6 protein-coding genes are annotated in these 10,339 nt (G+C 48.7%); 4 read left to right on the forward strand and 2 right to left on the reverse strand.

Annotated features, from left to right (window positions below; genetic code table 11):
- The first annotated feature begins 184 nt into the window (after window positions 1-184).
- The gene (locus tag QUB70_RS19965) at window positions 185-1,507 is read left to right on the forward strand and encodes a HEAT repeat domain-containing protein (protein WP_332982963.1); all 1,323 of its coding nucleotides are present in this window, start codon (window positions 185-187) and stop codon (window positions 1,505-1,507) included.
- Window positions 1,508-1,597: 90 nt separating this feature from the next.
- On the opposite strand, the gene QUB70_RS19970 is transcribed toward QUB70_RS19965, so the two are convergent.
- Both QUB70_RS19970 and QUB70_RS19975 read right to left on the reverse strand, forming a co-directional pair.
- Window positions 1,598-2,167 carry a DUF3611 family protein gene (locus QUB70_RS19970; RefSeq protein WP_332982964.1) on the reverse strand — a complete coding sequence of 190 codons (570 nt, stop codon included), beginning with the start codon at window positions 2,165-2,167 and terminating at the stop codon, window positions 1,598-1,600.
- 764 nt (window positions 2,168-2,931) lie between these two features.
- The gene (locus QUB70_RS19975; RefSeq protein ID WP_332982966.1) at window positions 2,932-6,330 is read right to left on the reverse strand and encodes a sensor histidine kinase; all 3,399 of its coding nucleotides are present in this window, start codon (window positions 6,328-6,330) and stop codon (window positions 2,932-2,934) included.
- A gap of 649 nt (window positions 6,331-6,979) precedes the next feature.
- On the opposite strand from QUB70_RS19975, the gene QUB70_RS19980 reads away from it, so the two are divergent.
- From QUB70_RS19980 to QUB70_RS19990, 3 genes are all read left to right on the forward strand, one after another.
- Window positions 6,980-8,083: a LysR family transcriptional regulator gene (locus QUB70_RS19980; RefSeq protein ID WP_332982968.1), complete on the forward strand. Its 1,104-nt coding sequence runs from the start codon at window positions 6,980-6,982 to the stop codon at window positions 8,081-8,083.
- Window positions 8,084-8,291: 208 nt separating this feature from the next.
- Complete coding sequence (locus QUB70_RS19985) at window positions 8,292-9,356, forward strand: anthranilate phosphoribosyltransferase family protein (RefSeq protein ID WP_332982969.1); 1,065 nt, start codon at window positions 8,292-8,294, stop codon at window positions 9,354-9,356.
- 299 nt (window positions 9,357-9,655) lie between these two features.
- Window positions 9,656-10,261 carry a molybdenum cofactor guanylyltransferase gene (locus QUB70_RS19990; protein WP_332982970.1) on the forward strand — a complete coding sequence of 202 codons (606 nt, stop codon included), beginning with the start codon at window positions 9,656-9,658 and terminating at the stop codon, window positions 10,259-10,261.
- Window positions 10,262-10,339: the final 78 nt, after the last annotated feature.

Below are 10,339 nucleotides of genomic sequence, written 5' to 3' on the forward strand. Positions count from 1 at the left end.
TAAAAAGTATAGCTTGATGGCTTAACTTTATGAAATTAATGCTTGATTTCTATTTTACCGCTTATGATGGATTGACAAAAATGTTAAAAAATGGATAATTGTAGCAAAAGATTCCTAAAAAGTACCTCCGGCTCGGGGCTAGCAGCAAATAATCTCGCTTCTCGATCGCAACTAAATTAAAATTATGTCTAATATTTTAGAACAAGCGCAAGTCGCTGCCGATCGCCAAAACTGGCCCTTGTTAGTCGAATGCTTGCAGCAAGTGACAGCCAAGGGCAGCCAACCGCAGGAACAACACATTTTAGAGCAAGCTGTCAGTTTAGCAATCGAAGCGTTAGAATGGGGCGATTTTCAAGACCGCTGGGAAATTGCTAAAGTATTGCCCAATCTGGGAAATGGCGCGATCGCACCTTTAATTGCCGTGCTCGAAGACGAAGACGCAGACACGGAACCCCGGTGGTTCGCCGCCCGCATTCTCGGAAAGTTCGTGAAGCCTACCTATCCCGAAGGGAATCGCCCGGAAGTGATTGCAGCTTTAGTAAAATTAATCAAAAATTCCGACGAAGAATTGAGCCAAATCGCCGCCGAAACCCTAGGGAATTTCGGCCCGACAGCCGTAGAATCCCTAGCAAATCTCCTACTACAAGAAGACTCGCGACAGTTTGCAACAGCAGCACTCGCCCAAATTCGGCGCACCGAAACCATCGCACCGCTGTTGAGCGTAGCGGGAGATTCTAAAGTTGGGGTGCGGGTGGCTGCGATCGAGGCCCTGAGCAGCTTTCACGACTCCCGCATCCCGCCGGTACTGGTAGGGGCGCTCAAAGATCCGGCGACAGCAGTCAGAAAAGAAGCGGTGCGAGCTCTCGGAGTGCGCGCCTATTTAGATGCAGAATTAGATTTAGTGAACTTGCTCAAACCTTTGCTTTCGGACATCCGATTAGAAGTTTGCCAGCAAGCGGCGATCGCTCTTGGGCGGCTGAAAACCGATGCAGCAGCGGCCGCTTTATTTGAATTGCTGCAAAAGCCCACAACTCCGGTTGAATTACAAATCGAAACTGTGCGCGCCCTAAGCTGGATGGAAACTGCAACCGCTTTAGAATATTTGCAGCAAACCTTAATTGCCGAATTGGCTAACACAAACTCTCCTGTTTGTCAAGAGATTGTCGCTGTTTTAGGGCGGTGGTCAAAGCCGGAATTAAAAGCAAAAGCTGCTGAAATTGCGATCGATTTACTCGAAAGCAATCATCCCGCCGTGCAGTCTGCTGCAATCAAACAATCTTTAGCTTTAGGGTTAGGGCAATTAGGAGATATGAGAGCGCTAGATGTCCTAATTAAACTGTTGGCAGACCCAGACAACAGCGTCAGGCTGCACAGTTTATCAGCGCTGAAACAGCTAGGTGGTGGTGAGATAAAGGAGCAATTAGAAAGTTTAGTTAAGCAACAAAATCTGGAACTGGGATTGAGAGAGGGAATTGCGATCGCCCTGCAAGAATGGCAGGAGAATTAAGAGGGAGCGGATTTGCGGAGAACATTTACCCTTGTAAGTCCCGACCGCATAGGAGCTGTGTTTGCCTTTAGCGATCGCTAATGCTGCCAACTAATCTTCTACCCAATTAAGTAACCCAAGAGAAGTAACAGCTCCAAAAAAATGAGCGCCAATCAGATTGACGTTTGCCAGCGTCACAAAAATATCTAGGGAACGAATCACATTTTCCGGCGCATAAGCTGCCATCGCTTGCGGTTGACTGAGAGTTTTCGCTAGGACTACAGCAACTGTTTCTTCAGAAGCGACAAACGCGATTAATACCCCCACCAAACTAGAAACTAATCCAATCTGCAAGGTGTGAGTAATATGTTCTTTGCTGGGATATACCTCGGAATTTTCGGCGTGCAAAAGTCGGCCTAAAAGCCTATAACGAAAATCCCAAAAAATTCTAAAGCACAGTAATAAAAGGCCGAGTATCGCTAAAAATATCCCGAAGCCAATACCTGCATTATTATTGGTTTGTTCGCTCATGTTCCGACCCAACATAGCAAATACTAAAACAATGCCGGAAACAGCACCCAAGAATAACTGTATCCAGAAGCTAACTCGACTGAACAAGCGAAAAGTGGCGACGAATTCGGTGTTCGTCAGCGGTTGCGGCAAGGATTCTGGTTGATTCATTATATACACCTTATTGCTGAATTGAACGTCAAAACAAACGAGGTAAGAAAGAGGTTCTGCTTATCTTCCTGTCGAAATCTATCGCCTTGCGGTTAGCTATTAGACTTCTCCAGAAAACTCAGTTCAGCACAGGCAGGATGCCTGATGTTTTAGAACTGATTTGGGGAATTTCCTAAATAAAAGGTTGAACTCAACACAGCAACTGCCGTTATGGTTGATTTGATTTTCCTCATATCCTCCCGGTGATGAATCATCTACTTCTTGCAACAATGGGAATTTCAAATCTTAAAAATTGACTTAGGTAAAAGGTTTATTGCCCCTGTTCAACATTTCAAAATTTTGCTTCTATCTTTAATTTAATCAAACTAGCGAAACCTTGTCATCTGTCTAATGCCATAATAAAATATCCACCTGATGGAAGATGATTGAGGAAAAACTTATGATAATGCTTTCAGTTAAGGAATGAGAATTAAATAACTTACACTCTTGAAAGTGGGGAGTAGGGGTTGGGCGGGAGAGCCCGCCCTTTTTGGACGGGCGGGACGCCCATTCCACAATAACAATTAAAATTGTAAGTTAATAGACCTCTTGCAAAAGTCCTTTTAATCAAATTTTGGAACGGGCTCTCCGGCCCGTTCCACAAGGAAAAATGTTTTTTGTGGGATGGGCCGGAGAGCCCGTCCTAGTTATTTTTGCAAGAGGTCTATTTAATTCGCGATCCTTAAATATTGAATTTTGAACTCGATAACTGAAAAATCAAAACTTTAGATATGCTCAATTGGCAGCCGCACTCCGAAAGTCGAGCCGAGCCCTTCCCCGGGACTTTCGGCCCAGACAGTGCCGCCGTGGAGTTCCACGAGATGGCGGACGATCGCCAATCCCAGTCCCAGCCCGCCGTAATTGCGCGTAGTAGTGCTGTCAGCTTGGCGGAAGCGATCGAACACAAACGGCAAAAACTCCTTGCTGATGCCAATTCCCGTATCGCTGACGGCGATCTTCACAGAGTGAACCGGAGACCGGGGAGACAACAGGGCGCTACCCGCTCCTGGCGGTTCCCCCTCCTCCGAGAGCCTGATTTCCACGCGACCCGACGGCGGCGTAAACTTAATCGCATTCGAGAGCAAATTCCACATCACCTGCTGCAAACGAGTAGCATCGCCCGTCACCAAGCTCACCCCTTCGCCGCAAACAGTCGCCAATTCAATTCCCCGAGCTTCAGCATCAAGGCTCAGCGCCTTCACGGCCGTTTCTACAATCGGCACCAAATCTACGGCGCGCAGCTTCAAACGCACTTTGCCGCTCACAATCCGGGAAACATCCAGCAAATCCTCAATCATCTGAGTCTGCAACCGCCCGTTTCGCTCGATAGTCTCCAAAGCCACAGCCGTTTTTTCGGCACTCAACTTGCGCTGCCGCAGTATCTGAGCCCAGCCCACAACCGCGTTCAGAGGTGTCCGCAACTCGTGAGAAAGCGTTGCCAAAAACTCGTCTTTAATCCGGTTGGCTTCCGCCGCTTCCCGGTAAAGCCGCGCATTGTCGATCGCCACCGCCGCATCCCGCGCCAAATCCTCCAGCAACACCAAATCGCCACCGCCGCAGCGGCGGCCGGACTCCCCGCACAGCAGCGAAATCACTCCCAGCGTCCGCCCGCGAGCCATCAGCGGCACGCAGATTGCCGACAGCGGGGTGTGGGATCGCAGCACTTTCAGAAGCTCCCCGTCCGACACAACCGCCTCGATCGCCCAGCCGGGTATTTCTGGGTAGATTTTCGACTTCCCAGTCCGCAGCACCTTTGCTATTCCGTGGCGTCCCTGGGGGTCTACGGGCAAGCGGCGATCGATTTGCCACAGCAGAGCGACTTTGCTCGGATCGGAGTGAGCAACTGCTTGCAAGCGGATCGAGCCGTCCGGCTCCATTAAATGCACGCAGCACCAATCCCCCAGCCCCGGCACTGCTAAATCTGCCAAACCTTGCAGCGCCTCCTGGTAATCCAGGGAAGCCGACGACAGCAAAGCCAAAGCTCGCGCGCGGAAATCCGCTGTTTGGGTCGCTCGCTGGCGATCGTCAATATCCGTACAAGTCCCGAACCACTTGACGATTTTCCCCTCAGCATCCCGCACGGGCAATGCCCGACCCAGATGCCAGCGGTAAGCCCCGTCTGATGCCCGTTTAAAGCGGTATTCCACCTCGTAAGTCCCCCCCGTCTGCACGGAGGTATTCCAGCGTTCTAGGCTGTTTTCTACGTCATCTGGATGCAAAACAGGCTGCCACCCCCAGCCTTGAGTTTCCGCAAGCGTCAAGCCGGTATATTCAAACCAGCGCTGGTTGTAGTAGTCTACCCAGCCGTCGGGTCTGGCAGTCCAAACTATTTGCGGGATGGCTTCAGCGAGGACGCGGTAAAGGTGTTCGCTGGCTTCGGCTTCGCGGCGGGCGGCCTGTTCCCGCGCCAAGGCTAGATTCCGCTGTTCTTCGGCTTCTTTGCGATCGCTGATGTCGCTAATCGCGCCGATCCATTTGCAGGGATTGCCTTGTTTGTCAAGCACTGCTTTGCCCCGATCGATCCAGTGGAGATAGCCGCCGCCCTGGCACTGCACGCGGTATTCCTGAAAAAATGGGGCGGCAGAACTGTCTGGCGCGCTCAAATACCGATCGATCGCGGCGACGACTCGATCGCGGTCGATCGGGTGCAAGATACTGTTCCAAGCCGATCTCGTCCTAGGAAATCCGCCTTTTTCGTACTGTAAATGTTCGTCTACGTGACCGAACCACAGCACGATCCCGGTCTCGATATCCCATTCGTAAATCAAATCGCTGGCACTTTCTGCCGCAATCCGAAACCGCTCTTCAGACTGTCGCAGCACTTCCGTAAACTTAAAGCGTTCCGTCACGTCCAAAACCAGAGACAGCACCGATATCAACTGTCCCGAGTCGCTGTAAAAAGCCGAATTGTACCACTCGCAGTGCAACAGCGAACCGTACTTATCATAATTGCTGTTGCGAACAACATTGCACCGAGCCTCTTGGTTTTTTAAACTATAAATTGCCGATAATACATCTTCAACATCGCCCTCACCCATAAATTTCCATTCGCTAAAATGCTTGCCTAAAACTTCTGTTGCATTCCACCCAAAAATCTTCTGGGCCGCCGGCGACCACCCGCTGATGCGAAATTTCTCATCCGACTCTATCACCGCTAGGGGCGTATTTTCAAAATGAGAAGTGAGTTTTTGCAGCGCGTCGCGCAGGGATGCTTCTACTTGCTTGCGCTCAGTAATATCGCTAAAAGAAATAGCAATGCCGTCGCCCAACTTAACGGTCATAATCCTAAACCAGCCGACAATGCCTTCGCTGTTGTAAGATATCTCGGTAGCGAGGGGAATTCCTGTTTCTACAACTTGCACGTAACGGTCGAACAAACTGTTATCTTTATGACCCGGCAGCACTTGCAGCAATCGCTTGCCGATTAATTCGTCCGGGGTGCTCTGCTGAATTTTTGCCGCTGCGGGATTGACGTATTCCCATTCAAAATCCACAATTGTGGATTCGTTGCGAATGCTGCGGAACACGTTAAATCCGTCTATAGATAATTCCTGAAAAACGCGGAAGCGTTCTTGGCTTTCTTGCAGCTTGTCTACAGTGTCAAGCAGGAGTTGTTCGACTCGCTCGCGCTGCGTTATTTCTGCAAGCAATTGCTGGTTAATTTGCTGGAGTTCGGTTGTGGGAGATGCGGCGGGATTTGCAATAGCAGAGTCGGCTTGCGGTCGATCGACCTTTTCAGTTTCCAGCGCTGTATTGGCTGGAAAAGAGGCAGCCCCAGCCAAAGCCAACATTTGAGAAAACCAGGGCATCACTTCCGCTACAGCCCACACAGAGATGACAGCCGTCACGGCGGCGATCGAACTTGACAGCAAGTAGCTGGGATGCCCCAGCATCCAAACCTGCATCAGGTGAGTTGTCCCGCCCCAGAAAAACCAGGCTCCCAATAGGAGAAACCCCTTGCTCGCAGCCACGTCCCGCTGCTTCCTGGCAAAGTATGTCAGCATCGCTGGAATTGAATAATAAGCCAGGGCAATTAACAAATCGCTTACCGCTTGCAGTCCCATCAACTGCGGTTGCCACTGGCAACATCCACCTTGGGGAATAAAATTGTGGTTAAATGACATAATCTTAAGAAATTGCAGAATTTCGGCTTTCCTGTGCGATCGATCGTACTTGCACTTGTGTAGCTGACCCGCTAATTCCTAGTTTATACAGAAACAAACAAAAAATAACAGTGACTTTAGTTCGGGGATGAAAGTTCACCCCTGATTAAAACCTGCCTGCAATACTCGTACATTTATTGACAGGTTTAGGCAGAGTAAGGTACGATAATAGCCAAGTAGGCACGAAATTAAATGCTATTTTTTGAGATAAAAGCTTGCGGAAAAGCTTGCGGAAAAGCTTGCGGAAAAGCTTGCGGAAAAACGAAGCAATTTAGCGCAATTAATGAAGCGATTACGACTGTGCAGTTCCTTCAAACCGTTTAGCGAAAAGAAAAGCAAAATTCTATAAATACATCTTTATTGAATCCGTTTTTTGATAAGTTTGCAGATTCAGAAATCCATTCAAGATAGGAGAATCGACCTCTACTTTGGAGTTCACAAATTCTGCCCGATCGAGTAGATTCGTAGAGCCAAGCATCCCCCTGTTTAGCCCCGGAATCAAAACTAATCTGTACCTGTATCAAAATCTACTAAATTCTTCTACTAAATCAGTTAATCTCTCTGATGATCCTCGAAGAAAATGTCTGAAACCATCTCGAATTAAATATCCATGCGCTTAGAGCAGCTTCAAGCATTTCTTTCAGTTGCCCAAACCGGTAGCTTTCAGCAAGCGGCCCGGAAGTGCGGCGTTACCCAATCGACTATTAGCCGTCAAGTGCAGGGACTAGAAGCGGAAGTGGGTTTGTCGCTGTTTCACCGCACAACCCACGCGAAGCTGACTGTGGGAGGGGAACGCCTGCTACCTCACGCTCGCAAAATCTGTCAGACTTGGCAAAATGCTGCTGAAGAATTGGGAGACTTGCTGGCGGGAAAGCAGCCGGAATTGTGCGTGGCTGCGATTCACTCGGTTTGTGCTGCTTATTTGCCACCTGTGTTGCAAAAGTTTGGCCAAGATTATCCTAACGTGCAGTTGCGGGTGACTTCCTTGGGCAGCGATCGAGCTTTGAAAGTCCTCAAAGACGGTTTGGTGGACATCGCGGTGGTGATGAACAACCGCTATTTTACTCAATCCCCGGAAATGTTGGTTGAGGTGCTCTACAGTGAGCCGATCGAGGTGTTGATGGCGGCGAATCATCCCCTGGCCCAGTACGATCGAGTACCTTGGCCGGAATTGATTTGTTACCCGCAAGTGGTGTTTAAGGACGGGTACGGAATGCAGCGGATGGTGCAAGAACAATTTGGACGCATGGGTGCTAAACTTCATGCTGTTTTGGAACTCAACACTCTCGATGCTTTTCGGGGTGTGGTGCGGCAGGGAGAATTGATTGCTTTGCTGCCGCATTCAGCTTTGGTGGACGCTCAGGCCGATCGCACTTTAGCAATTCGGTCGATCGCCAGCGAGAGTTCAAATTCCAAGGTTTCGGCGATCGGCCAATCGGCGATCGATCTAACATCTTGCACCATTCTCAAGAACGGGCAAGATGCCCATTCCACAAGAGATGAATTTTCTTGTGGAACAGGCAAGATGCCTGTTCCTAAAAGGCTTATTGAGAATGGTACAACATCTCCGATCGATCCTACTTGGACTCGCGAAGTAGTGTTGGTGACAACTCACGATCGAATGCAAATTCCGCCGATCGCCCATTTCTGGAATCTGGTACGTGAATTTGTGCCGCCATTTGATGTAATCAAGCTAGAAAAATCAGGCAGTTAATTCGCCATTTATCAAGTTTGTCTGTTGACTGTTGTCTGTTGTTTTTCTAATAACAACAGGACTTAAGTAAAAAGTGGTTTGACGCGCTACTTATAGCGGTAAGGTGCGCGCGGCGCACCCTACATATTGAGGTTATGCGTCCAGAACTGAACCAATAACCAATAACCAATAACCAATAATCAATAACCAATAATCAACTTCAAAAGTTATGAGTAACGCCTTTAGAGAATTGCTGCGAAAAATTGGCAGCGGAGTACACACAGGAGACAACTTAACTCGATCGGAAGCAGCAGCAGCCACGCGGATGATGCTGCTGGGGGAAGCAACACCAGCTCAAATCGGAGCTTTTATGATTGCCCACCGCATCAAACGGCCCACCGGCGAAGAATTAGCCGGAATGCTCGATGCTTATGAAGAATTGGGGCCTGTGCTTGCTCCCCCAAACCGAGAAAAAGGGTTTGCAGTATCTAGCGTTGCGGTATTTGGCGTTGCTTACGACGGGCGATCGCGCACGGCTCCAATTAGCCCAATAACCGCCCTAATTTTAGCCGCTAGGGGCGTGCCAACCCTCATGCACGGGGGGGAGACAATGCCAACCAAGGAAGGCATTCCCCTGATTGAAATTTGGCGCGGTTTGGGAGTTGACTGGAGAAAACTTAGTTTAGAAAAAGTCCAGCAAGTTTTTGACAGTACGGGTTTGGGCTTTGTTTACCTTCCCAAGCATTTTCCTCAAGCAGCCGCTTTAGTGCCCTACCGCCGCGAAATCGGCAAACGGCCGCCTTTTTCGACAATGGAGTTGATGTGGTGTCCCTGCGCCGGCGACGTTAACGTCATCTCCGGCTACGTCCACCCACCGACAGAAGGTATGTTTAAAAAAGCCTTTGAGTTGCGGGGAATCAAAAATTATACCACAGTCAAAGGATTAGAGGGAAGCTGCGATTTGCCGCGCGATCGTACTGCGATTATCGGCATTGCCAAGCCGGACACTGAGTTCGAGCGAGTGCTTTTGGCTCACCGAGATTACGGTTTTAGCAGCACCAATCCTACCTTTGAATCAGCATCTGAGTTATTCAAACAAATGCAGGAAGTGTTGCTGGGAAAACCGTCAGAATTAATGCAGTCTGCTATCTGGAACGGCGGCTTTTATCTGTGGCGCAGCGGAGTTTGTTTGGATGTAAACTCGGGTTTGATTGAGGCGGAAAGTTTATTAAGCAGCGGTCAAGTCGTGCAAAAACTTGAAGAAGTTAGCCAAGCCGTTAGTGTTTTGAATTGAGCATGACTAATCAGGCTTTGTGCGCAGTGGACACACTACATTGATATTTTTTTCTGGTTCCTAATGACTAATGACTAATGACTGATGACTAATGACTAATAGACCTCTTGCAAAAATAACTAGGACGGGCAAGATGCCCATCCCACAAAATTTTTTTTCTTGTGGAATGGGCCGGAGAGCCCGTTCCAGAATTTGATTAAAAGGATTTTTGCAAGAGGTCTAATGACTAATGACTGATGACTGATGACTAATGACTAATGACTGATGACTAATGACTGATGACTAATGACTAATAACTAATGACTAATCATAAAATTGCTGTAATTGTGCTTGCAGGCGGTCAAAGTTCGCGGATGGGCAGGGATAAAGCTTTGCTGGAAATTGAGGGTAAATGCCTGTTGCAGCGGGCATTGGAAGTTGCAGCCGCTGTAACGCCAGAAGTTTATGTTCTGACTGCTTGGCCCGATCGCTATCGATCGACCTTAACCGAACAATCCCAATTTATGGTAGAGTACAATCCGGGAGCCGGGCCCTTAGTTGCATTAACTCAGGGATTGACAGAAATTGCCGCCGAGTGGATTTTACTCTTAGCCTGCGATTTGCCTTTGTTGGATGCCCAGATTATTCAAAATTGGGCGAGTCAGTTAACAGAATTTCCCCCATCAACTTTAGCAGTTGTACCCTATCAAAATGCGCGCTGGGAGCCTTTGTGCGGCTTCTACCGCCAACAATCTCTGCCCAGTTTGCAAAGTTTTATTGACAAAGGAGGACGTTCCTTTCAACTGTGGTTAAATCAAATCCCCGCAATCCCTCTACCTGTAGGCGAACCAGAAGCAGTAATGTTATCGAATTGCAATACATTAGCAGAGTTTGAGCAATTAAAAGGTAAAATGGTTAACGGTTGACACCAATTTTTTATGAGGCTGCATAGAATCCGATCCCCCCTAGCCCCCCTTAATAAGGGGGGGACAAGATTCCGCTCA

Origin of the sequence: Microcoleus sp. A003_D6, from assembly GCF_036702825.1 — a bacterium.
GTDB lineage: Bacteria > Cyanobacteriota > Cyanobacteriia > Cyanobacteriales > Microcoleaceae > Microcoleus.